The organism is Streptomyces sp. NBC_00631, from assembly GCF_045206895.1.
Lineage (GTDB): Bacteria > Actinomycetota > Actinomycetes > Streptomycetales > Streptomycetaceae > Streptomyces.
The window spans coordinates 7361411-7383623 of the sequence record NZ_CP107734.1 but is presented as its reverse complement, the minus strand read 5'-3'; the positions used below and the strand labels follow the sequence as shown (position 1 = coordinate 7383623).

Sequence of the window (22213 nt, the reverse complement as noted above, 5' to 3'; positions counted from 1 at the left end):
GCCACACCACTGCGCCGGTCACGGCCGGGACCGGCGCGAGGACGAGTCGAGCCCGGCGTCGTTCTTCAGGGCCAGCGCAGTGCCCAACGACCGGCCGAGCCGGCCGAAAGCACCATCGCCACATCGAGCCTCGCAGGCTGCCCGCTTCTAGGGAGTGATCAGGTCTTCTGCCCCGAGGTGCGGGTGGCCCGCTGCGGGCGGGTCTGCCCCGCCGCCCGGCAGCGAAGAAAAGCGAGGGCGTGGATCAGCTCGGGGTTGTGGCGCCGGCGCTCCGCTGCCGCTGGATCTCCGCGGCGGGGAACGGCGTCTGCTTGCTCTCGGTGAGCAGACGGCGGAAGAAGGAGTCCACGACGACGGTGGGGCGGGCGTGCCGGTCGATGATGGCCGTGATCTCGGGCGGGATGTCGCCAGGTCGCCGGCCCGCGATCCAGTCGCGCAGGAAGACTTCGCGTTCCGTGTCGCCGCGCACGCCGTCGAGCAAGTGGTATCGGAGCAGGTGGCTGGCGGTGTAGCAGCGGTCGTACGCGAGGTGGTCCGCGAGGAAGGTGGACTCGTCCGCCGTGAGCTCGAAGCGGGAGCTCAGGGCAAGTCCGAAGTCAGCGAAGTAGAGCTGGCGGCCGTCGGTCAGGACGTTGGCGAAGTGAGCATCGAAGTGGACAAGTCCGCGAGAACTCATGAAGGCAGCTCCGTCCATCAGAGCTTCTTCCACCCAGGGGAAGGGTGAGCCGTCCTCGCCTTCCGGCACAGCGGTTCTGCTGTGGTCGGCCAGCCATCCGGCGAGTGTGTGCGGCACGTGCTCCAGGAAGACCACCAGGCTGCACGAGGACTGGCCGATGGCCACCAGCCGGTCACGAACGGCGGGTGACCCCTCCCAGTGAGCGACGGCCCCCTCCAGGCCCCCGAACCCGTCCGTGAATCCTTCGGGAGGGGAGTCAGGCAGAACCCGCCAGTGGTACATCAGGGGAAATCCCGCATACTCGCCGCCGAGAACCCAGTTCGTGGTCATGGTGTGCACGGCAAGCTCCCGCCAGGCGCCGAACCCGGCCGAGCCCGCCCCGTACTGGTAGAACACCGGAAGTTCGAAGACGTTCGCCGTCGACCGCACGTTCTCCGGGCGGAGTTCAAGGTCCGTCAAAGGGATCCGCTTGACGAAGACGCGCGTTCCGTTGACGTCCAGCTCTGCCGACCTGCCGCCGATGCCCGACCCGAGCGGGCCGGCGGCTGCCACCAACTTCCCGAGTCGGTGGTCGCTCAGCAAGGAGAGGTGAGTGCTCACGTTCCCGTAAGCAGCCAGGCGCGCGGCGCGCGGCAGACCCTGGTCCAGCATCGACGGCTCCTCGGTGCCCCACCAGGGCTTCGGCAACCCCACGTACGGCAGCGACCCTACGCTGAAATGGTCAGCCACTCTCATGAACGGCCCTTCGCCCTGAGAGCATCGGGAAATGATCTACGGACCGCTCACCGACCTGCCGTCCACTGGCTGTCACCCGGCGAGGGTGAGGTCGTGCAGTCGTGCTGCCCGGTGAACGGGGCTGCTGTCCCGTACGGCTCCTACGCCGTGATTACGGTACGGGGGCCTGTTGCTTGTGCGGGTGGATGCGGCTCGCCGCTCCCGACGCACATGTCCTGGGACCTCATGCACTGGTGCCCCGAAGCCTCGGCTGCCGCCCTGGACGAATCCCCCGTCGCGGTGATCTGGCACTTCCAACTCGGAGCCGCCGACGCGGAGTGAGCGTCACACCCGCCCGCCACCGGGGTTCCCGTGCGCGGTGATCAGCAGTGGATGTGTGCGGACGAATAAGGGAGATTCCCCATGTCCGAGATATGTGGTATGTGGCAGTATGGCGTGTGTGGCTGTTGACGCTGCAGACAGGCGAGAGGGGTACGTCATGATCGCCAAGCTGCTCGGCAAGCTGTTCTTCACCCGGCACTACGGTGCGTACGGTGTCCACGAATGGGACGCGTACGCCGGCGACGACTAGGGAGTGACAGCACTGGCGGCGGGCGTCCAGGGGCGCCCGTCCGCGCCCGGCCGCGCTGTCGGCGATATCGACGATATCGGCCTGGACAGGTGCGACAGCCAGGGACGATCTCATGGGCCGAGGGGATGAGCCGCCGCGGCTGCCCGGAGGCAGCTTCGCGGTCTGGAGCCGCGACCGGCTGGCAGCGGCGCGTCGTGGGGCTGAAGAGTGTGGGGACGTCTGGCAGCTGGAGCCGGGTGTCTACGTAGCCGCTGCGGCCGGGCCGTGTGAAGCGGTCCTGCGCCGCGCGCAGGACTTCCCGAAGGCACCCTCGCCGCTCTTCCCGCCGTTGAAGCGGTCGAGCGGAGCACCGACACCCGAGGAGCGTGCGCGCGCTCACGCCGCTCGCATGCGCGGACTGCGCGCGCAGGCGGTCGCAGCCCGGATCGGTGAGATCGCGCCCCGGACCGCTCGGTTTGCCGACCAGTGGCCCCCAGGCCAGGACGTCGAGATTCTGCCCCCCGTCCGGCACGCTCTGGCGGAGGTCGGCGTGAACTACCTCTTCTCCGAGGACGCTCCCACCCTGCTGCCCTGTGCCGCACAGCTCTTCCTGGCCCGGGAGGTGCTCGTCCGCCCCTCGCGCTGGGTATGGCCGCGCTGGATCCCCACGCCGGCACGGCGGTTCCGCACACGGCAGCAAGTCGCCTTCACAGACGCCCTGCGGCCCATCGTCCGCCGGCGTCGCTCATCGGGACGGCTCGGTGACGACATGCTGGGACAGATGCTCCGGCCCTCCCCCCACTACGGCCTGCTGCCGGAAGAGGCCATCCTCGACACTCTCCCCGGAATCACCGTCGCCACCTTCGAGACCCCCTCCCGGGCAGCCGGATGGATCCTGCTCCACCTGGCCCGGCACCCCCGGGCAGCGGACCGTGTCGCGGCCGAAGCCGCCTCGCTGCCCGCGGACCCGGCCGCGACGACCAGCGCCCACCTCGGCGGCCTGCGATACACCCAGGCACTGGTGAGTGAAGTGCTCCGGCTGTACCCCCCGAGCTGGCTACTGACCCGGCGCGCCCCGCGACAGACCCGGCTCGCCGACTACACCATCGACGCCGGTTCCACCGTTCTCGTCTGCCCTTACACCGCCCACCGCGACGCACGGGAATTTTCCGAGCCGGACCAGTTCCAGCCCGAGCGGTGGCTCGATGATGCGGGATCACCGCCGATACCCCGGGTCTTCCTCTCTTTCGGCACCGGGCCGCATGGCTGCGAGGGAGCCGCTCTGGCCATGGCGATGCTGACGCTCCTGACGGCGCAGACCGCCCGCCGCTACCACGTGAGCGAGCCGCCGGGACCGGAACCCAGCTACCAGGTCACCACCCTCGAAGGCCTCGCGACTGTCGGCTTGCGCCTGCGCGCCACCATGCGCGACTGAGGGCAGCAGTCCCGACACGGTTCGAGGGCCGTGCAACGCCTGTGCCGCGACTCATGGTCGGCTCATCGTGTGTCGCTGGTCGAACTCATCCGCGAGCAGGCCCAGCATGACGAGGTCGTGGTGCCCACCGGCGAAGAAAACGTGTTCCCGCAAGCGCCCCTCCTCGGTGAAGCCGAGCCGGCGAAAGAGTGCCAGCGATGCCTCGTTGTGGGCGAAGATCGCCGCCAGGCATTTGTGATAGCGCCGCTCGGCGAACATGAAGCGCAGCAGCAGCGCTACGGCTTCTGCCGCGTAGCCCTTGCGCCTGTGGTCAGCACCGATCATGACATCACACTCGAACCAGCCTGAGCGACGACCGGTGCGATGCGAGCCGACAGTGCCGACCAGCTCTCCCGTGACCGTCGCTTCGACTGCCAACCGGAAGCGGTCGTCATCGCCCCGGGCAACGGCTTGCTCCTTCGCCCAGGCACGGTAGCTCTCGGCGGACCGCGGCAGATCCAGTCGGCTCCCTGGCCGCCCGTCATCGTCGGCGAAGCGCATGAACGCCGTCCAGTCGTCGGGCTCGACAGCGCGTAGGCGGACCCGATCACCGGTCCAGGACGATGCCATGCCCCATTTGATCACGCTGGTGTGCGCGCGAGGCCGAGAGGCGCACCGCGGCAGGGCGCAAGTCCGACTGTTCCGACTGTGTCGGAGGCGTGTCGCGCGCACCGAGCGCCGATGAGAGACGATGAGAGAGGGCGACGGCAGCGCGACCGAGCGCCTCTGACCTGCGGTCATCTCATCGATCAACGCTGGAATTGCCGGTGCCCGGGCCGTTGTTAGGCTGATTCTCCGACAGTGTTCCGGCGCACCGTGCCACACGGTTTCCGTCGAAACGGCGATCCCGCAGAGAGCCGCTCACATCCCGAAGAGCGCCGCTCACGTAACCAAAACGCAGCCGCAACCAGGGATACGTCCCTGGTCAGGTGCTGATCGAACCATCGGCCTGGTCGCGATGATCAATTCTTTCCATGGACCAGATCCTCCCTCGTCGAGCGGAGTGGCGTCGGCTGCGGAGGCGTTCCGGATGCACGCGGAGGAAGCGCTGATGTACGACCCGGGTCCCGATGACGCCCTGCGCGAGCGGGTGCTGCGCGCGGCGGCGGCCTGCCCGGTCCAGGCGATTCTCGTCGACCGGCTGGAGGGCCGGCGGACACCTGTGGAGGCGGCGAGGTCATGACCAGTGCCGACAACCTGCGGGCGTTCCGACGTGACGGCCGCATCGTGATCGTCGGGGCTTCGCTGGCGGGTCTGCGGGCCGCGGAGTCGCTGCGCGAGGAGGGTTTCACCGGTTCGCTGACGATGATCGGCGACGAGCTGGGCGAGCCCTACGACCGTCCTCCCCTGTCCAAGCAGGTCCTGACCGGGTGGGTGCCCGCGGACGGCACCACGCTGCCGCGCCGGCGTGACATCGACGCGGAGTGGCTGCTGGGCACGCCCGCGAGCGGGCTGGACCTGGCCACCGACCACGTGCGGCTCGCCGACGGACGCGAGGTGCCCTTCGACCGGGTGCTGATCGCCACCGGGGTACGGGCCCGGCCCTGGTTCGTGGCGGACGAGGCGGAGCTGGACGGCGTGTTCGTCGTACGTACCCGCGAGCACGCCGAAGGCCTGCAGCGGGCCCTCGCCGCCGGGCCCTCCCGGGTGCTGGTGATCGGCGCGGGGTTCACCGGCTCCGAGATCGCCTCCATCTGCCGGGAGCGGGACATCGCGGTGACGGTCGCCGAACTGGCGCCGTATCCGCTGGTCGGGGCGCTCGGCGCCATGGTCGGCGAGGTGGCGGCGGACATGCAGCGCGCCCACGGTGTCGACCTGCGGTGCGGGGTCAAGGTCACCCGGCTGGAGGGCGACGCCCAGGGGCGGCTGCGCCGGGCCCACTTCGACGACGGCAGCACCCTCGACACCGACGTGGCCGTGGTCGCGCTCGGGAGCATCCGCAACACCGAATGGCTGCGGGAGTCGGGACTGGCGGCGGGCGTCTGGGGAGTCACCTGTGACGCGGGATGCCGCGCCCTCGACATCAATGGCCGGGTGGCCGACGGCGTCTTCGCCGCGGGAGACGTGGCGCGTTGCCCGAACCCCGTCTATGAATACCGGCTCATCGCAATGGAGCACTGGGCCAACGCGGTGGAGCAGGCCGAGGTCGCGGCCCACAACATGGTCAGCGCCCAGGCGGACCGCCGGCCTCATCTGTCCATCCCGCGGTTCTGGTCGATCCAGTTCGGCGTGAACATCAGGTCAGTCGGCGTGCCGACCTTCGCCGACGAAGTGGCGGTCACCCAGGGATCGGTGGACGACCGCCGGTTCGTCACCGCGTACGGCTATCGGGGCCGCGTCACGGCTGCCGTGAGCTTCAACAACGGTAAGTGGCTGGAACACTACCGACGGTTGATCGAGACGGGCGCGCCTTTCCCGCCGTCCTGCCCCACCCCCGACCAGCCGGCGGACGTGAAACCGGTGCCCGTCGACTTCCCCGGCCCCACCCTGCTCGCCCAGGGCGCCACGGTGGTCGTCACAGGCCATGATCCGGGTGAGCCCCGAGTCACGGCCGAGCAGCGGCACCCTCGTCGGCATGGGCAACCGCATCGGCCGAAGGAAGGCCGGACGGCCACGACCGGGACGCCCGGCAGGCTTGCCACGGCTGGCACGACCGGCACGACCGGCACGACCGGCACGCTACAACGGATCTTCGACTACTCCGCCCGGGCCGACCCCTACCCCCTCTATGCCGAGCTGCGCAGGACGCCGGTGGCCCGGCAGGACGACGGCAGCTACGTCATCAGTACCTATCGTGAGATCACGGACGTACTGAATGACCCGCATCTGAGTTCCGACGTACGCAATCTGTCGCGTCCGGTGCCCTCGGGCGAGGGCGGGGCCGTGTCGTCGTTCATCCACATGGACTCGCCCGAGCACGACCGCCTGCGGCGGATGGCGCTGCGACACTTCGGCCCCCCACACACCCCCGGACTGGTGACCGGACTCGAAGGCTTCCTGACCGCCACCGTAAACGGACTGATCGACGGTTTGGCAGGCAAGGAGCGGATCGACGTCGTCGACGATTTCGCCTTCCCGCTCCCCGTGACCGTGATCTGTCACTTGCTCGGCGTGCCACGCGAGGACGAGCCGAGGTTCCACCTGTGGGTCAACGACATCATGAACTCGGTCGACTACGACCCCGAGACCGACCCGAAGGAGAAACTGGACAAGGGCGTACGGGCCCGCAACGACCTGCGCCGGCGTCTCGGCGAGTTGGTGGAACAGCGCCACGGCCGGCCGGCAGACGACTTGCTGTCGCGGCTGGCCAACGACGACGGGCCTGACGGGCGGATGACCGATGCCGACATCGTCGCCACCGCCAAAGTGTTCCTCGTCGCCGGCCATGAGACCGTCGTCAACCTCGTCGCCAACGGCATGCTGACGCTGCTGCGCCACCCGGATGTGCTGCGACGCCTGCGCGACGAACCGGATCTGATCGTGCCGCTGGTCGAGGAACTGCTGCGCTACGAGCCCCCCGTGCAGATCATTCCCTGTAGGGCGGCGTACAGCGACATCACCGTCGCGGACACCGTCATCCCCAAGGGCTCGCAGATCATGCTGATGCTGGCCTCGGGCAGCCGCGATCCGGAGCGGTTCCACGACCCCGACCGCTTCGACCCGGACCGGCGGGACAACCAGCACCTCGGCTTCGGCAGCGGCATCCACCTGTGCTTCGGCGGCCCGCTGGCCCGACGGGAGGCCCAGATCGCGCTCGGCGAGCTGGCCCGCCGCCTCGACCGGCCCCGACTCGTCGTCGACCCGCCCCCGTACCGGCCCAGCCCCGTGCTACGGGGTCCGATCCATCTGGACGTCGAGCAGGGTGACGGCTGACGCGGCAGCCGAGGGTCGTCGCCCTCACCGCCTAGTACTCCAGCCGTAGATCGTGATCTTCATGGCTGCAGGGTGGTCTGGCGGCGGTAGTGGCTGTGGCGGGCGCGGGCTTGATGGCGTCGGCGCCAGGTCGACCAGCGCAGTCGGTGGGCGGTGTCGCGGACAGGCCGGACAGCCAGGGAGGTGAACAGGCGCTGGATCTCGTTGCAGGTGAGGGGAATCAGCCCGCCTGGGCTGGTCCCGTCGTCTGTCGGGACCTGGTCGCGGCGTTCGAGGGCGGCGGTGATGGCGAGGAAGGCGTGCGCGAGCAGGGCCAGCGTGACCCACCGGTGCCAGGAGTCCCAGCGGTGCACTTGGTGCTCGTCCAGCCCCGCCAGACCCTTCGAGCTCTGAAACGTCTCCTCCACGGTCCAGCGACTTCCCGCGACCTTGACCAGCGTGGAGAGCGGCACCGGTCGGGGCGAGTAACAGCGGTAGTAGGCCAGTTCGCCGGTGGTGCGGTTGCGGCGGATCATCAGGTGCTGATGGCCCGCCGGATCACCTGCGGTGATGGCGACCAGCGCCCAGTCGTACCAGCGGTGTCCCTTCGCGCCGCGTCCGGCGGACAGCTTCTGCCAGGCCCGGCGCGGGACGCGTTTGGCCAGGTGGTCGGCGCGCTGGGGACCGGCCGGGGTGAGGACACGGTGGGTGCACGAGACCGCGAGCACGTAGCCGAGCCCGCGCTTTTCCACTGCGGCGCGCAGTTTGGGGTTGTCGCCGTAGACCTCGTCGCCGGCGGCCCAGGCGGCCGGGGTTCCGGCGTCCAGGGCACGTTCGATCATCTGCTGGGCCAGCTGCGGCTTGGTCGCGAAGCCGACCTCGTCCGGAACGGCAGCCTGCTCGCAACGGTCCCGGTCGCCGGTCCAGGACTTCGGAAGGTACAGGGCGCGGTCGATGCCCGCGGGACCGTGCCGGGAGGTGTAGGTGAGGTAGACGGCGACCTGGGAGTTCTCGATCCTGCCCGCGGTGCCGGTGTACTGGCGCTGGACGCCCACGGTGTGCGTGCCCTTCTTCAGATCACCGGTCTCGTCGACCACCAGCACAGCCTCGTCGTCGGCCAGGTGCTCCAGCACGAACCCGCGCAGGTCGTCACGGACCAGATCGGCGTCCCACTTCGCCCGCCCCAGCAGGTGCTGCAGCCCGTCCGGAGTGGCGTCCCCGACGTGCTCGGCGATCGTCCAGCAGTTCTTGCGCGGCAGGTCTGCAAGCAGCCCCAGTACCAACTGCCGTGCCCGGAAACGGGGTTCGACCCGGGCGAACCGGCCCGCGATCCGACCCATCAGGCCCTCAAACACATCCCGCCAGCCCGCGGGGACTACGCTGTAACCTGCGGCCACCGCATGATCTTCTGTCTTCACACACCGATGATCAGCGGTGGCCGCAGCCATCTTCTCACCGGCTCTGACCAGCCAACCTCACGATCTGTGGCTGGAGTAGGCGGCGGCCGAAAGGGCGATGCAGGCGCGCCGTCCGTGACAGGAGGACATATGCGACGTGGCGAAGTCTGGTGGGCAGATTTCGACGAGCGGAGGGCAGTCGTACTGCTCTCCGGGGAAGAGGGGTCCGGTTTCCTGGCGATGCAGGTCGTCGCTCCCGCGGGCACCGATCTCAGTGGCGTGGCCGTTGAGGTGACAGTAGGCGCCCCCGAAGGACTGCCTCTCGAAGGCGTCCTCAGAGTCGCACTTCCACGTCCCGGCCTCATCCCTTGCACTTGGCTGGTCACCCTGACCAGGGAAGACCTGATCGGGCGGGCGGGCGTGCTGCCATCCGCGAAGCTAGGCGAGATCGAGGATGCCCTTCGCCTCGGTGGACTTGAGTAGGCGAAGAACGGCGGATGTCACCGATGGCGCGGCCGATCTCGTCCAGATGGTCAACGGTGGCCGCGCCCATATCAGCGGCGTCCCCCACCCGCAAGATCACGATCTACGGCTGGAGTACTAGCCAAGTCGCGCGGCAACCAATCGCGCACCCGGCCTTATACCGACTTCGTGAATGGGCCTGGAATCGACGAGCCCAATCCTGTTGCGTTGAGCCCAAATGGTGCCCATGTCTCTGTATTGATGCTTGGTTTCCGCGTCGAAGAGCACCCAGTCCCGCCCGTAACTGTGCGCGGGCACCACTCCTTGAGCCGACCAGATCTCGTCCAGCACTTGCTGCACAGGGGTGTCGGCATTCACCGGCAACACGAGATCAGAAAGCGTTACGTCAAGCGCAAGGTACGAAACATGGATGGTGCGCAGCAGGAAGTCGGTCTGTGCGGCTCGAACCGCGTTCGCCACGATCTCCTCTTGATCGCGTTGGCCGAATTTTTCGTCAATAATTTTCGGTATGACTCCCTCTATGGCCTGACGGATCGAGGCTTCCATGTTTTCGATGCCGCGACTCCGGGACGAGTTCAACGCTTCCACGAAATCATTGACACTTGGGTTGCTGGAATAATCCTTCGGCGCATAGAGCACATAAGGCTTCATTATCAAGATGGCGAAGAACGTTGCAGCGACGCCGGTCGGAAAGACCGCCGAGTAGATGACGAGCAGCGCTTGCAGCCAGCCCTGCGTCTGCGTTGCCGCAGCGCCGACAGCCACCTCTGACACGGTCAGGAAGAGAGAAATTATCCAGAGTGGATTCAATACCTTGGGCTGTCCTGCTGCACCCGTCTGCGACACCACCATGCCCTCCCCTGGCCCGGCTACCGCCGCACCCTAGCCCACAGCACGGCCCCATTACACGATTCTCACCTCGCTCCGAGTCGGGGCGTGGGTCTGGTGGCCGAAGAGGGTCGGTGATCGCGATGTCGCGACCTCGCACGGAGAGACGACGTGGAAGGAGCCGTCGGGCCGGCGGGCGTGTGTGCGGTGTTCGCGTTGCGGCCATCGCAGGAAGCGACGGCCCAGACGCGGGGCCGGGGCGAGGGCGGGGCCGGGGCGAGGGCGGTCGTGATCTTCCTCAGTCCGCGCACGCCCTCATGCGGAGCGTCTGCGTGACGAAGCCGTCTTCTTGGCCGGCGTCTTCCTGGCGGGCGTCTTCTTCGCGGTCGACTTCTTGGCCGTGGACTTCTCCGCCGTGGACTTCTCCGCCGACGCCTTGGCCGTCGTCGCCGTCTTCTTCGCCGTCGTCTTCTTCGCGGCCGGTGACTTCTTGGCCGCCGCCGTCTTCTTCGTGGCCCCTGTCGCCTTCTTGCTCGGCAGCGGTGTGACCTCCGCCTCCTCGCCCCTCGACTCCTTCGCCGCCCGGACGCTCTTCTCCAGGGCCGCCATCAGATCGAGGACCTTGCCGCCCTTCGCCGGTTCGGGGGCCTCGGGCGGGGTCTCGCCGGCCGCCTTCGCGGCGATGACCTCCTCCAGGGCCTCCCGGTACTCGTCGTGCAGGTCCTTGAGGTCGACCTCGCCGAGGGTGTCCATCAGGGCGTCGGCCAGGTCGAGTTCCTTGTCGCGGACGGAGACGTCGACGTCGGGTGCGACGCCCTCGGGTGCGCGGACCTCGTCCGGCCAGAGCAGGCCGTGCATGGCGATGGCGTCGCCGACCACCCGGAGCATGCCGAGGCGTTCCCGACCCCGCAGGGCGTACTTGGCGATGGCCACCTTGTTGCTGCGCTTCAGGGCCTCGCGCAGGAGGGTGTACGGCTTCGCCGCGGGGGCGCCGGAGGCCGCCAGGTAGTACGCCGCGTCCATCTGGAGCGGGTCGATCCGGTCGGCCGGGACGAACGCGACGATCTCGATCGTGCGGGCGGTGGGGATGGGCAGGTGGGACAGGTCGTCGTCGGTGACCGGGACGATCGTGCCGTCGGCGTCCTCGTACCCCTTGCCGATCTCCGACTGGGTGACCTCACGGTCCTCCAGCTCGCAGAACTTGCGGTAGCGGATGCGGCCGTTGTCCTCGGTGTGGACCTGGCGGAAGGAGATCGAGTGGCTCTCGGTGGCGTTCACCAGCTTGATCGGGATGCTGACGAGGCCGAAGGAGATCGCGCCGTTCCAGATGGATCGCACTTGCGGCTGCCCTCCGTCCGGTTCAGGTGGCCTTATGTGAGATTGTCATCTTATGACGCCGATCACAGAGGTGGACGGGCGGAGGGTCGCGCTCAGCAATCTGGAGAAGGTGCTGTATCCGGCGACCGGGTTCACCAAGGGCGAGCTGCTGCACTACTACGCGACGACGGCCGGGGTTCTGCTGCCGCATCTGCGGGACCGGCCGGTGTCGTTCCTCCGGTACCCGGACGGGCCTGACGGCCAGGTGTTCTTCGCCAAGAACGTGCCACCGGGTACGCCCGAGTGGGTCACGACGGCCGAGGTGCGCCGGTCGGAGGGGGCGGCCCGGATGGTGCTGGTGCAGGACCTGGCGAGTCTGATGTGGGCGGCGAACCTGGTCACCGAGTTCCACACGCACCAGTGGCGGGTGCGCACGCCGGAGGAGGCGGACCGGATCGTCTTCGACCTGGACCCCGGCGCGCCTGCGACGGTGGTGCAGTGCTGTCAGGTCGCGCTGTGGCTGCGGGAGCGGCTGGCGGCGGACGGGATCGAGGCGTACGCCAAGACGGCCGGGTCGAAGGGGCTGCATCTGCTGGCGGCGGTGCGGGGGGCGTCCAGCGAGCGGGTGAGCGAGTACGCGAAGGGGCTGGCGGTGGAGGCGGAGCGGGCGATGCCGCGGCTGGTGGTGCACCGGATGACGCGGAGCCTGCGGCCCGGGAAGGTGTTCGTGGACTGGAGCCAGAACGCGGGGCGGAAGACGACGGCCACGCCGTACACGGTGCGGGCGCGGCGGGAGCCGACGGTGTCGGCGCCGGTGACGTGGGAGGAGGTCACGGAGTGCCGGACTGCCGGACAGCTGGTGTTCCGGGCCGGGGACATCGCGCCGCGCGTCCAGGACCACGGGGATCTGCTGGCTCCGCTGCTGGACGCGGGACGCGCGACAGCCCTGCCATGAACGCCGTCACTGCCGCCACCGCCGCCGCCATCAACACCGATAACGCCGTGAGTGGCTCTACACCCTCCCCCACGTGTTGCGGTCCCGCGCAATCGCGTGCAGGGCCTCCACGTCCGCCGGCTTGAGGACGCCGCCCAGTCGGGAGAGGGAGTCCAGGTCCCGGTCGCGGAGGATGTGGACCTCCCGCGGCGGGGCGATCAGCGCGACGTCCGCCGGTTCGGTCAGGGCCAGCACCGGGCGGACCTCCGCCGTGAGGGCGTACGAGGCCCGGTCGGCGTCCGCCCGCAGGCGGCGCAGGAGGGGCTGGGGGTCCCGGCGGCCCAGTGTGACCATCGGGTCGGCGACCAGGACCTTCTGCTTGCGGGCGTAGAGGGAGTACACGCAGAACAGGCCGCCCGGCCCGATCAGCAGGTGGTGCAGACGGTCGCCGCCGGGCAGCGGGACGGAGTGCAGAACATGCCAGCCGGCGCCGTCCAGGCGGTCCAGGGCGTCGCCGACGGTCTGTTCCGCGGTCAGGGCGCGGCGGCGCGGGTCGGGGCGCAGGCGGTGGGCCGGACCGGGGTCCCGGTCGAGAGCGACCAGCAGTGCCTCGCCGGGGCGGTTGGGCGCCAGGTCGTCGTCGGGATGCAGGGTCAGCCGGGCCAGTTCGGCGGGGGTGGGCACGGGTGGGGGGCCGATCGTGACCGAGCCGGTCAGAAACGGCCTCAGGGTCTCCAGGACGTCGTCCCGCCGCTCCTCGCTGAGCAGGTTGACCCGGCCCGCCTCACGGTCGTACCAGGCGATGTTCCTGCCGTCCGTGAGGCATACGTACAGTCGCTCCTGACCGTGCCGCCAGGTCGGCACGACGCGCAGTCCGCTCATTGCGTCATCACCCCTCGACCATGGGAACAGGCGGGGTGCTCCAGGGGCAAGAACCCCGCTACCTTTGACAGGGGTTGGCGCGCGCAGCGGGGAGGCGCCGGGTGCGGATACCTGGGGAACAGTATGACGTGCCGGCTCCGGACAGTCCCTGGAGCGAGGTGCTGCCCGGTCTGTGGATGGGCGGCCATGAGTTCCGGGGGCGTTCGGGTCGGCTGGAGCACGCCGTGGTGCGGGACGAGTTCGATCTGGTGCAGAGCCTGCTCCGGCTGCCGGGGCACGGGCCCGACCAGGATGTCGAGCACCATGTGTGGCCGATACCGGACGGGCCGCTGGACGGCACCCAGCTGGCGGGCGTGATGCGGCTGGCCCGGGCGGCCAGCGAGGCCCTGGACGCGGGGCGGTCGGTGCTGGTGCGCTGCTACAGCGGGTACAACCGGTCCGGGCTCGTGGTCGCGCAGGCGCTGGTGCACCAGGGGCGTACGGCCGAGGAGGCGATCCGGCTGGTGCGCGCCCGGCGCTCGCCCTGGGCGCTGCACAACGAGCTGTTCGTGGCCTATCTGCGGGCCGGTCTGTCCACCGCCCGTCTGCTGGAGGAACTCGCCGAGTAGCCTCTCCCCTGCATCGGCCCCGCGCCGGCGACCTCAGGCGCAAAAAGGACTTCCCTCCGAATCCGCGAACAAGGTGTACGGGGCCGCCGTAGCCCACCGACCCGCCGAGCCAGGAGCAGCGTGCCAGCCCGTCGTCCCGTCCGTACCGCCGCGACCGTGGCCGCCGTCGCCCTGCTGGCGGTGACCGCGGCCGGCTGCGGCGACTCCGGCGGGCTGCGCGGGGCCGGGGCGACGCCGACCGCGATCAGTCCCGCGAAGCTCTGGCCCGACCTGCGCCCGGCGGCCAGCCCGGCCTGGCCCTACGACGAGGGCAGCTCGGAGACGGTCAAGGGGATCACGGTGTCCGGCGACGACATACGCGGAGTGGATCCGGTGACCGTCGTACGGGCGGAGATCGCCTCGGACCCGGCGGACTACGGCTCCAAGGGGGCGTACCACGACACCGCGACCCGGATGAAGGAGTGCGGAGCCTCGGGTGGTGGCGGGGCCGGGTGTCCGCTGCTGAAGCCGTACTACCGGGACCTGACCGGGGACGGGCGGGACGAGCTGACGCTCGGCTTCCGGCTGTATCCGACGAACCAGACCGCGCTGCGCGTGTACACCGTCGACAAGCACCGGCTGGTGCAGGTGCTCGACGACAACGACGCGATCATCGGTGTCGAGCTGGCCGGGCGGACGGTGATCGTGCGGTCGCCGGCCGGGATCAGCGGGTACGAGTACCGGACGACCTGGGCGTGGGATCCGCAGCGGAAGACGATGGTGTTCTCCCGGGACGAGTTCCTGCGCACCGGCAAGGGGCACCACACCCGCAGACCGCTGCTTTCCGCCTCCGACTCCGCCTCCCCCTCCGCATCGGCATCGGCATCGGCGGGGGCGTGATGAGGCTCCCCCGCTGGGCCGGGACGCTCGCGGCGAAGTCGGCCGCGTTCATCGCGGTGATGTGCTGTGCGCTGGCCGCGCTGCTCGGCGTCCTGGTGCATGTGTCGGTCACCGACCAGACCGTCGCGCAGGCCCGCGACCAGGCGCTGGCCCGGCTCGCGGAGGCGACGACCGCGTACCAGGCGGGGGACGCGCTGCCGCGGGACGCCCGTCTCGATCCGCGGGGGCTGCCCGCGCCGCTGCGGGCGCTGGCGCTGGCCGGGGACCGCGGCACGATGGTCGCCAAGGACGACGGTCGCCCCAGGATGTGGGCGGCGGGCCCGGCCGACCGGCACCGGACGCTGGCGGTGGCCGTCGACTACTCCCAGCAGGCCCGCACCATCGCCGGCCTGGACCACTCCATCCTCTGGTCGTCGGCGCTGGCGATCGGGGCGACGCTGCTGGTCGGCGCGTTCGCGGTGACCCGGGTGACCCGGCGGCTGCACGGCACCGCGCAGGTGGCCCGGCGGATCAGCGCCGGGGACCTGGACGCCCGGGTGGACGACCCCCGCACCAAGGATCCGACCCGCCCGCAGGACGAGGTGGCGGCGGTCGCCGCGGCGCTGGACGGCATGGCCGCGTCGCTGCAGACCAAGCTGCTGAGCGAGCAGCGGTTCACGGCCGACGTGGCGCACGAGCTGCGGACGCCGCTGACGGGGCTGCACGCGGCGGCGGAACTGCTCCCTCCGGGGCGGCCGACGGAGCTGGTGCGGGACCGGGTGGCGGCGTTGCGCACGCTCACCGAGGACCTGCTGGAGATCTCCCGCCTCGACGCGGGCCGGGAGCGGCTGGAGACGGACGCGGAGGCGCTGGGCACGCTGGCCGGGCGGGTGGTGCGGGCGTCCGGGACGGAGACCGAGGTGAAGGTCGTACGGGACGTGTGGGTCGAGACCGACCGGCGGCGGCTGGAACGGGTGCTGGGGAACCTGGTCGCCAACGCGCACCGGCACGGGCGGGGGCCCGTGGTGCTGACGGTGGAGGGGAAGGAGGTCACCGTGCGGGATCACGGGGACGGCTATCCGGAGTACCTGGTGGCCCACGGACCGCAGCGGTTCCGGACGGAGGGCGGGGCCAGGGGGCACGGGCTGGGGCTGACGATCGCGGTGGGGCAGGCGGAGGTGCTGGGGGCGCGGCTGTCGTTCGCCAACGCGGTGGGCGGCGGGGCCGTGGCGACCTTGACGCTCCCGTAGGGGGTGTGCGGTGAGTTGCGCGGCTGCGGGTGGTGCGTGGCTGTTCGCGCAGTTCCCCGCGCCCCTGTAGGGGGGCACGGACGGACGCCACGCTGGTGCCGGCCAACAAGACCCGCAACTCGCACCATTTAGGTAAGTTCCGGACATGACCAAGGCCGGAACCACCCTGGCGGCGACCGCGACCCCCACCTCCGCCGTACGCCTCCCCCGGCGGCGTGGCATCGAGCTCTCCCTGATCGTGCTGGCCGTCCTGCTCTGCGTGTACGGCTACTGCGCGGTCGGCCTGGCCAGGACCGGCACCGTCCCGCCCGGCGCCGCCGGTTACGGCGCCGGCCTCGGGGTCCTCGCGCTCGTCGCCCATCTCGCCGTACGCCTGCGCGCCCCGTATGCCGACCCGCTGCCGCTGCCGATCGGCGTGCTGCTCAACGGACTCGGCCTGGTCCTGATCTACCGGCTGGACCTGCAGACCCCCGGCGACCGCGCGGCCCCCGCCCAACTCGTCTGGTCCACTCTGGGCGTCGCTCTGTTCATCCTGGTCGTGCTGATGCTCCGCGACCACCGCGTGCTCCAGCGCTACGCCTACGTCTGCGTCGCCGCCGCGCTCGTCCTGCTGCTCCTGCCGATCCTCTTCCCGGCCGTCAACGGGGCCAGGATCTGGGTCCGGATCGCCGGATTCTCCATCCAGCCCAGCGAGTTCGCGAAGGTGCTGCTCGCGGTGTTCTTCGCCGCGTACCTCGCCGCCAACCGCAACGCGCTGGCGTACGCCGGCCGCCGGCTGTGGTTCATGCAGTTCCCGACGGGCCGGGTGCTCGGCCCGATCGTCACCATCTGGCTGGTGAGCGTCGGCGTCCTGGTCCTCGAACGCGACCTCGGCACCTCGCTGCTCTTCTTCGGCCTCTTCGTCGTGATGCTGTACGTCGCCACCGGGCGCACCGGCTGGATCGCCGTCGGCCTGCTGCTCGCCGTGTTCGGCGCGATGGCCGTCGGCCGCCTCGAACCGCATGTGCACGGCCGTATCGAGGACTGGCTGCATCCGTTCGCCTCGATCGACGCGGGGCAGGGGCCGAACCAACTCGCCCAGTCCCTCTTCGCGTTCGCGGCCGGCGGCACCCTCGGCACCGGTCTCGGCCTCGGCCACTCGATCCTCATCGGCTTCGCCGCCAAGTCGGACTTCATCCTGGCCACCGCGGGCGAGGAACTCGGACTCACCGGACTCTCGGCGATCTTCCTCCTCTACGGCCTGCTCGTCGAGCGCGGCTACCGGGCCGGCCTCGCCCTGCGCGACCCCTTCGGCCGGCTCCTCGCGGTCGGGCTCGCCTCGATCGTCGCCCTCCAGGTCTTCGTGATCGCGGGCGGGGTGACCGGGCTGATCCCGCTGACCGGCATGGCGATGCCGTTCCTCGCCCAGGGCGGCTCCTCGGTCGTGACCAACTGGGCGATCGTGGCCCTGCTGATCCGGGTGAGCGACTCGGCCCGCCGCCACTACGACGGACGGGTGGCCCCATGAACACCGGGTACGGCCGCCGGCGGGGCGGCATGGCCGGCTACGTGCGGCGGGCCCGCGCCCTGTGCGCCCTGCTGCTGTTCGCCCTCCTCGGCAACGCCGCCCGCGTCCAGGTCGTCAAGGCCCGGGAGTACGACGGCAACCCGGCCAACCGCCGTTCCTCGATCGCCCGTTACGGTCTCCCCCGCGGCGACATCCTGGTCGGCGGCGCGAAGATCACCGGCTCCCGGGACAGCGGGGAGCAGTTGCGCTACGAACGCACCTATCCACAGGGCCCGTTGTACGCCCCGGTCACCGGCTTCGCCTCCCAGCTGTACGGCACGACGTTCCTGGAGCACGCCGAGGACGCGGTGCTCTCCGGGACCGACCCGATGCTGGCGCCGTTCCCGCTGTGGAACGACACCCGACGTTCGCAGAACCCGGGCGGGAACGTCGTCACGACCCTGAACCGGTACGCCCAGGAGGCCGCCTACCGGGGGCTCGGCTCCCGCAAGGGCGCGGTGGCCGCGATCGAACCGGCGACCGGCCGGATCCTCGCCCTGGTCTCCACCCCGTCGTACGACCCCTCCGAACTGTCCGGCAACAGCGAGGCGGTGACCTCGGCCTGGGCGCGGCTGAACGGCGACCCGGAGAAGCCGATGCTCAACCGGGCGGTACGGCAGACGTATCCGCCGGGCTCCACCTTCAAGGTCGTGACGGCGGCCGCCGCCCTTGACGCGGGTGTGGTCACCGACCTGGACGCGCCGACCGACTCCCCCGACCCCTACCGGCTGCCGGGCACCACGACCCGGCTGACCAACGAGGGCGACGGATGCGCGGACGCCTCGCTGCGCGCGGCCTTCGAGTGGTCCTGCAACACCGTCTTCGCCAAGCTGGGCGTGGACGTGGGGGCGGCGGACATGACGGCGACGGCGCAGGCGTTCGGCTTCAACGACACCCGGCTGCGCATCCCGTTCACCGCCGCGCCGAGCACCTTCGACACGAGCGTGGACAGGGCGCAGCTGGCCCTGTCGTCGATCGGGCAGTACAACACCCGGGCCACGCCGCTGCAGATGGCGATGGTCGCGGCGGCGGTCGCGGACGGGGGGCTCGCGCGGCCGCCGTACCTGGTGGAGCGGACCGTGCGGCAGACCGGCGAGACGGTCACCACGGGCGGTGCGGGGCCGGTACGGCAGGTGATGAGCCCCGCGACGGCCGTGCGGATGAAGGAGCTCATGGTCGACGTGGTCCGGGAGGGCACCGGCACCAGCGCGGCGATCCGCGGCGCCACGGTCGGCGGCAAGACCGGCACCGCGCAGCACGGCATCGGCAACTCCGGGGTGCCGTACGCCTGGTTCGTGTCCTGGGCGCAGGCGGACGACGACCTGGAACCGAAGGTCGCGGTGGCGGTGGTGGTCGAGGACGCGGCGGCCGACCGCGGGGACATCAGCGGCGGCGGGGACGCGGCGCCGATCGCCCGCGCGGTGATGCGGGCGGTGCTCGGGTTCTGAGACGCGGAGTAAACAAGTCGCACGCGAGGGATTGACCGGCTTGCTGACAAGCGGTCTCATAAGAGCGGACGACGATGTACCCCCGGGTAACGAGGTGAGGGAGCCATGACGACCCTGACGGAAGCCGACGCGGTCGACGGACTGCGGGACGCGCTCGGCCTGCTCAAGGACCGCGAGCAGGTGGCCGAACGGCTGCTCGTCTCCTCCGCGAAGCACTCCTTCGACCCGGACAAGGAGCTGGACTGGGACGCGCCCTTCGAGGACGGCAAGTGGTTCTGGCCGCCGGAGCTGGTGTCGCTCTACGACACGCCCCTGTGGAGGCGGATGGGCGAGGAGCAGCGGATCCTGCTGTCGCAGCACGAGGCCGCGGCGCTGGCCTCGCTGGGCATCTGGTTCGAGCTGATCCTGATGCAGCTGCTGGTCCGGCACATCTACGACAAGGCGGCGACGAGTGCGCATGTGCGCTACGCGCTGACCGAGATCGAGGACGAGTGCCGGCACTCGAAGATGTTCGCGCGGCTGATAGCGCGCGGGGACGCGCCCTGGTACCCGGTGAGCCGGGCCCACCAGAATCTGGGCCGCCTCTTCAAGACGATCTCCACGACCCCCGGGTCCTTCACGGCCACCCTGCTGGGCGAGGAGGTGCTGGACTGGATGCAGCGGCTGACCTTCCCGGACGAGCGGGTCCAGCCGCTGGTCCGGGGGGTCACCCGGATCCATGTGGTCGAGGAGGCCCGGCATGTGCGGTACGCCCGCGAGGAGCTGCGCCGGCAGATGGTGACGGCGCCTCGGTGGTCGCAGGAGTTCACGCGGGTCACCTCCGGTGAGTTCGCGCGGGTGTTCTCGGTGGCGTTCGTGAATCCGGAGGTCTACACGAACGTGGGGCTGGACCGGCGGGAGGCCGTGGCGCAGGTACGGGCGAGCGGGCATCGGCGGGAGGTCATGCAGACCGGCGCGAAGCGGTTGACCGACTTCCTGGATGACATCGGTGTTCTTCGGGGGGCCGGGCGACGGTTGTGGAAGAGCTCGGGGCTGCTGGCTTGAGTTTCGGGTGCGGGTTGCGTTGTGGCTGGTCACGCCCACGCGGCTGAGCCGCATATCGAATACGGCCCCGCGCCCCTTGGGTGGGTGTCCGCGCCGCATGTCGACACGGCCCCGCACCTCTCCTAGGCAGGAGTCGGCACGGTCGGCGGCAACGTCCCGAAACTCTCGTCCGGGCCCTCTGTCGCCGTCCTCGGGATCGTCGGGGGCGTGTAGCGGGGCAACGAGTCGGCCGTCGGGTCCGGGCGGACGGCGCCCAGGATCGGGTTGGCCGCGATCGGGGAGACCTTGATCTTCGCGCCGGGGCGGGGGGCCTGGACCACCTTGCCGTCGCCCAGGTAGAGGGCCACGTGGGTGGCCTCGGGGAAGTAGACGACCAGGTCGCCGGGGCGCAGGCGGTTCAGGGGGACGTGGGGCAGGTCGGCCCACTGCTCCTGGCTGGTGCGCGGGATGGGGGTGCCGGCGTGGCCCCAGGCCTGGGAGGTCAGGCCCGAGCAGTCGTACGACGTCGGGCCCGCCGCGCCCCACTGGTACGGCTTGCCCAGCTGCTGTACCGCGTAGCGCACCGCGCGGTCGCCTTCCGGGGAGGGGGGTGGCGTGGTGCTGCTCAGGGCGCCGGACGTGGTGAGTTTCCGCTGGGCGTCGGCCGTGTCGTCCTTCTCCAGACCGGCGAGCGCCGTGAGCTGGTCCGCGGTGAGGGACGCGAGCATGCGCTCCACGTCGGAGAGACGGGTGCGGACCTCGTCGCGCTGTCTCTTCTGCCGGTCGGCGAGGGCGAGTTGGGTGTCGAGGGCCGTGCGGGCGCGGCGGGCGAGGTCGGCCTGCCTCCGCTCGTCGTCCGCCAGGCGGCCCACCGTCTTCGCCCGCTCGCGCGCCAGCTCGCCGATGACATGGCCCTCGTCGAGCGCGTGCTGCGGATCACGGGCGAGCAGCAGCCGTACGTACGGGGAGATCCCGCCGGCGTTCTGGTACTGCGCCCGGGCCAGCCGGCCGGCCTCGGTCCTGCTGGTGTGCAGGGAGTGCCGGGCGCTGGTCAGCTCGCCGTCCAGACGGGTCACCTCGGCACGCTGGCGCTGCAGCCGTTCCGCCGTCGCGTTGTAGGTCTCGGTGGCCTGTTCGGCCTGCCGGTACGCCTGCCGAAGTTCCGTCAGCAGCTCGGCGACCGGCCGCTCGGCGCCGGGGGCGGCGAGTGCGGGCAGCGGCGTGAGGACGGCCTGGGCCGCCGCCACCGCGGCCGTGCAGGCCAGCCGTAGAAACCTTCCTGACATGTCATCACCTCCGATGCGGGACGGTCTCTCCGTTCCACATCGCGATGATCACGTGATAATCAGATCTGTAGGCATGGTCCGCGCGGCGAAGTGCGCGATGCGGCGTAATCACGTCACCCGTTGGTGTCGCCGGACTTCGTCCACGGCCACTTCGGTCCGCCACCCTCCCCCTGGCCCGTCGGGTCGTACACGTACTTCCACCCCTGGGACAGGCCGAGCCGCTTGCTCTGCCCCCGGGAGACGCGGCGGTAGACCAGGACGGTGGGCGGTCCGCCGGCCGGGTCCGGGACCGGGATGCGGTACGTCTTCGGGGGGTGGCCGGTCATGCCGAGCAGCACGGGAAGCACCCGCCCGTCCATGGGGCCGCCCTCGAAGGGGGTCTCCTGACTCTTCACGGCACCAGTTTCAGCCATCCGCCGCGAGGGCGTCGACGAGGGCGGCGGTCTGCGGGTCGCGGCGCGCGGTCACGCTGAGCACGGCGCCGAACTGGTCCACCAGCCAGTCCCGCAGCTCGTCGAGGGGCGGCTGCTTGTCCTCGTCGAGCCAGATCAGGGAGGCCGCCTCGACGGCGGTGATCCACATCCGGACGGTCATCCGCAGCCGGGGACCCGGGTCGGCGACGTCCAGGTGGCTGAGAATGTGCTGCGCGGCGGCCCGTCGTACGCCGTCCACGATCGCCGTCGTCCGCGAGGTCTCCACCACGCTGCCGCCCTGGAGCAGGGCGCTGAAGCCGGCGTCGTGCTGGTCGACGAAGGCGAGGTAGCGGTCGAGGGCCCGGGAGAGGCGAGGGAGCAGGGGGCCCTCGCGGGGCTCGTCGAAGCAGTGCTCCAGCTCCTCGGCGGCGGACCTGAGCGCGGCCTCGTAGAGCTGCTGCTTGCCGCCGGGGAAGTAGCGGTACACCAGAGGACGGGAGACCCCGGCCGCCTCCGCCACGTCGTCGAGCGAGACGTCCTCGGGCGCGCGGTGCGCGAACAACGAGAGAGCCGCGTCGAGCAGCTGACTGCGCCGCTCCTCGACGGACAGCCTGCGGTAGGCGGGGGTGGCGGCGGGCGGGGTCATGAGAGCA

The 22213-nt window shown here is 70.5% G+C and carries 19 protein-coding genes and 1 pseudogene; 11 read left to right on the top strand and 9 right to left on the bottom strand.

Going from position 1 to position 22213, the window contains the following annotated elements:
• Positions 1 to 244: 244 nt before the first annotated feature.
• Positions 245 to 1327, bottom strand: a complete 1083-nt coding sequence (locus tag OHB00_RS34090) for a protein kinase family protein (protein ID WP_406440532.1) — start codon at positions 1325 to 1327, stop codon at positions 245 to 247.
• A gap of 1043 nt (positions 1328 to 2370) precedes the next feature.
• On the opposite strand from OHB00_RS34090, the gene OHB00_RS34085 reads away from it, so the two are divergent.
• Positions 2371 to 3396 (top strand): cytochrome P450, encoded by a 1026-nt coding sequence (locus OHB00_RS34085; protein WP_406440530.1) that lies wholly within the window; start codon positions 2371 to 2373, stop codon positions 3394 to 3396.
• 51 nt (positions 3397 to 3447) lie between these two features.
• Here OHB00_RS34085 and OHB00_RS34080 read toward each other — a convergent pair whose 3' ends face one another.
• Positions 3448 to 4005 carry a GNAT family N-acetyltransferase gene (locus OHB00_RS34080; RefSeq protein ID WP_406440528.1) on the bottom strand — a complete coding sequence of 186 codons (558 nt, stop codon included), beginning with the start codon at positions 4003 to 4005 and terminating at the stop codon, positions 3448 to 3450.
• Positions 4006 to 4465: 460 nt separating this feature from the next.
• On the opposite strand from OHB00_RS34080, the gene OHB00_RS34075 reads away from it, so the two are divergent.
• The 3 genes and pseudogenes from OHB00_RS34075 to OHB00_RS34065 all read left to right on the top strand — a co-directional run bounded on the left by OHB00_RS34075 (position 4466) and on the right by OHB00_RS34065 (position 7308).
• Positions 4466 to 4618, top strand: a complete 153-nt coding sequence (locus tag OHB00_RS34075; RefSeq protein ID WP_406440526.1) for a ferredoxin — start codon at positions 4466 to 4468, stop codon at positions 4616 to 4618.
• Positions 4615 to 5985 (top strand): annotated as a pseudogene (locus OHB00_RS34070) (NAD(P)/FAD-dependent oxidoreductase); the annotation flags it as partial. The gene OHB00_RS34075 and the pseudogene OHB00_RS34070, both read left to right, overlap by 4 nt.
• 351 nt (positions 5986 to 6336) lie before the next feature.
• The gene (locus OHB00_RS34065) at positions 6337 to 7308 is read left to right on the top strand and encodes a cytochrome P450 (protein WP_406446113.1); all 972 of its coding nucleotides are present in this window, start codon (positions 6337 to 6339) and stop codon (positions 7306 to 7308) included.
• A gap of 59 nt (positions 7309 to 7367) precedes the next feature.
• Here OHB00_RS34065 and OHB00_RS34060 read toward each other — a convergent pair whose 3' ends face one another.
• The 3 genes from OHB00_RS34060 to OHB00_RS34050 all read right to left on the bottom strand — a co-directional run bounded on the left by OHB00_RS34060 (position 7368) and on the right by OHB00_RS34050 (position 11333).
• Entirely contained in the window at positions 7368 to 8627 is a 1260-nt protein-coding gene (locus OHB00_RS34060) for an IS701 family transposase (protein WP_406440525.1), read from the bottom strand.
• Between the two features lie 657 nt (positions 8628 to 9284).
• Positions 9285 to 10019, bottom strand: a complete 735-nt coding sequence (locus OHB00_RS34055; protein ID WP_406440523.1) for a hypothetical protein — start codon at positions 10017 to 10019, stop codon at positions 9285 to 9287.
• A gap of 291 nt (positions 10020 to 10310) precedes the next feature.
• Positions 10311 to 11333, bottom strand: a complete 1023-nt coding sequence (locus OHB00_RS34050; protein WP_406440522.1) for a Ku protein — start codon at positions 11331 to 11333, stop codon at positions 10311 to 10313.
• Positions 11334 to 11385: 52 nt separating this feature from the next.
• Between OHB00_RS34050 and ligD the strand changes: the two genes are divergently transcribed.
• Positions 11386 to 12267, top strand: a complete 882-nt coding sequence (gene ligD / locus OHB00_RS34045; protein WP_406440520.1) for a non-homologous end-joining DNA ligase — start codon at positions 11386 to 11388, stop codon at positions 12265 to 12267.
• Between the two features lie 57 nt (positions 12268 to 12324).
• On the opposite strand, the gene OHB00_RS34040 is transcribed toward ligD, so the two are convergent.
• Positions 12325 to 13128 (bottom strand): nuclease-related domain-containing protein, encoded by an 804-nt coding sequence (locus tag OHB00_RS34040; RefSeq protein WP_406440518.1) that lies wholly within the window; start codon positions 13126 to 13128, stop codon positions 12325 to 12327.
• Positions 13129 to 13256: 128 nt separating this feature from the next.
• On the opposite strand from OHB00_RS34040, the gene OHB00_RS34035 reads away from it, so the two are divergent.
• From OHB00_RS34035 to OHB00_RS34010, 6 genes are all read left to right on the top strand, one after another.
• Positions 13257 to 13736 carry a protein phosphatase gene (locus OHB00_RS34035; RefSeq protein ID WP_406440516.1) on the top strand — a complete coding sequence of 160 codons (480 nt, stop codon included), beginning with the start codon at positions 13257 to 13259 and terminating at the stop codon, positions 13734 to 13736.
• Between the two features lie 120 nt (positions 13737 to 13856).
• Positions 13857 to 14615, top strand: a complete 759-nt coding sequence (locus OHB00_RS34030; RefSeq protein WP_406440514.1) for a hypothetical protein — start codon at positions 13857 to 13859, stop codon at positions 14613 to 14615.
• Positions 14615 to 15844 (top strand): ATP-binding protein, encoded by a 1230-nt coding sequence (locus OHB00_RS34025; protein ID WP_406440512.1) that lies wholly within the window; start codon positions 14615 to 14617, stop codon positions 15842 to 15844. Before OHB00_RS34030 ends, OHB00_RS34025 begins: the two co-directional genes overlap by 1 nt.
• Before the next feature lie 145 nt (positions 15845 to 15989).
• Positions 15990 to 17351 (top strand): FtsW/RodA/SpoVE family cell cycle protein, encoded by a 1362-nt coding sequence (locus OHB00_RS34020; RefSeq protein WP_406440510.1) that lies wholly within the window; start codon positions 15990 to 15992, stop codon positions 17349 to 17351.
• Entirely contained in the window at positions 17348 to 18838 is a 1491-nt protein-coding gene (locus OHB00_RS34015) for a penicillin-binding transpeptidase domain-containing protein (protein ID WP_406440509.1), read from the top strand. The genes OHB00_RS34020 and OHB00_RS34015 overlap by 4 nt, the downstream gene beginning before the upstream one ends.
• A 105-nt stretch (positions 18839 to 18943) precedes the next feature.
• Positions 18944 to 19882 (top strand): diiron oxygenase, encoded by a 939-nt coding sequence (locus OHB00_RS34010; RefSeq protein WP_406440508.1) that lies wholly within the window; start codon positions 18944 to 18946, stop codon positions 19880 to 19882.
• A gap of 122 nt (positions 19883 to 20004) precedes the next feature.
• Here OHB00_RS34010 and OHB00_RS34005 read toward each other — a convergent pair whose 3' ends face one another.
• The 3 genes from OHB00_RS34005 to OHB00_RS33995 all read right to left on the bottom strand — a co-directional run bounded on the left by OHB00_RS34005 (position 20005) and on the right by OHB00_RS33995 (position 22206).
• A complete protein-coding gene (locus OHB00_RS34005) occupies positions 20005 to 21147 on the bottom strand; it encodes an NlpC/P60 family protein (RefSeq protein WP_406440506.1) in 1143 nt (380 codons plus the stop codon).
• Between the two features lie 113 nt (positions 21148 to 21260).
• Positions 21261 to 21560 carry a hypothetical protein gene (locus tag OHB00_RS34000; RefSeq protein ID WP_406440504.1) on the bottom strand — a complete coding sequence of 100 codons (300 nt, stop codon included), beginning with the start codon at positions 21558 to 21560 and terminating at the stop codon, positions 21261 to 21263.
• A complete protein-coding gene (locus tag OHB00_RS33995) occupies positions 21553 to 22206 on the bottom strand; it encodes a TetR/AcrR family transcriptional regulator (protein WP_406440502.1) in 654 nt (217 codons plus the stop codon). Before OHB00_RS33995 ends, OHB00_RS34000 begins: the two co-directional genes overlap by 8 nt.
• Between the last annotated feature and the right edge of the window lie 7 nt (positions 22207 to 22213).